The organism is Aerococcus sp. L_32 (assembly GCF_050689315.1).
The window spans coordinates 1-1,169 of the sequence record NZ_JBOEQF010000553.1 but is presented as its reverse complement, the minus strand read 5'-3'; the positions used below and the strand labels follow the sequence as shown (position 1 = coordinate 1,169).

The 1,169-nt window shown below is 35.3% G+C and carries 1 protein-coding gene and 2 pseudogenes; all 3 read left to right on the top strand.

Going from position 1 to position 1,169, the window contains the following annotated elements; genetic code table 11:
* Positions 1-205: pseudogene (locus ACRCJ0_RS14715) on the top strand (LL-diaminopimelate aminotransferase); the annotation flags it as partial.
* 173 nt (positions 206-378) lie between these two features.
* Positions 379-615 (top strand): hypothetical protein, encoded by a 237-nt coding sequence (locus ACRCJ0_RS14710; protein WP_431390952.1) that lies wholly within the window; start codon positions 379-381, stop codon positions 613-615.
* A 455-nt stretch (positions 616-1,070) separates the two neighbouring features.
* Positions 1,071-1,169, top strand: a pseudogene (locus tag ACRCJ0_RS14705) (PTS mannose transporter subunit EIIAB); the annotation flags it as partial.

Genomic DNA, 1,169 nt, shown 5'->3' with positions numbered 1-1,169 from the left:
GAACGCGCCTTACGTTTGGTTGAAAACACCAGCAGGAATGGACTCATGGGACTTCTTTGACTTCCTATTAGAAAATGCACAAATCGTTGGGACACCAGGTGTTGGTTTCGGTCCTTCAGGTGCCGGCTACTTCCGTTTAACAGCCTTCAATACCTATGAAAAAACAGCAGAAGCTGTTGAACGTATCAAGGCTTTAAACAAATAGTTAAACGATCGAAAAGGGTAGGACCTCGGATCTGCTCTTTTTGTTTGCACAAATTTAATCGAAATTAAGCTGTTTTTTTCTCAAAGCAAGTGCGCAATCTATTATCGCTTTTTCCAATTATTCTTGATTGATTATTCCTCCAGACGATACCTTACATGTCTTGTTAAAACGGAATGCTAAATACACTTGATTGGGAGGAATATAATGAAGAAATCTTTGTGGTTATTAACGGGGCAGCCATTTCCCTAGAGGCATGTATCAATAGTGGTTCAGGAGAATTGGCGCAAGTCTCCGTGGCTTCGCGTGGGACGGATGTTGAAATCTGGGACTTCATCGCAGAGTCAGATGCCGCAGCTGAAACGTTTGATGAAACAAAGTTAGGTGTAGAACTGCCTATTGAAGAAGTGTAGTCAGCAAATAAGTCATAGATATGTCAAGATCAGTGTCATATTTCCTGTCATCACTGAAGGGTAAAACGACTTTTTTAGTTAAATGTCATATTATTTTATACAAACAATTGATTATATGCAAAGTACAGAATCTATACAAAATCTGATTTTACGCATTTTTTTATGTATATGAGAAAACTTTAATTTTTCGATTAAAGATAATTTTGCAATCTCTATAACTTATATAACATGTTAAGTGAGAGACTGATTTAACAGTATTTAATACCATTTTTTTAGCAAAAGGGTATATTTAAATATTTTAAAGTCTAGCCATGCGTAAACTTTTGCAAAAAAATGATGGATTTTGGCAAATTTACTGATTTTCTCCAATATTTTATGATTGTATTTGGTAGATTTTACTTATATACTTGAAAACGGATACAAGTGTCCAAATTTATTTAGGGAGGTTTAATAAGATGATAGGAATTATTTTAGCGAGTCACGGTAAGTTCGCTGAAGGTATTAAACAATCTGCTGAGATGATTTTCGGAGAACAAGAAAATCTGCAGGCAGTA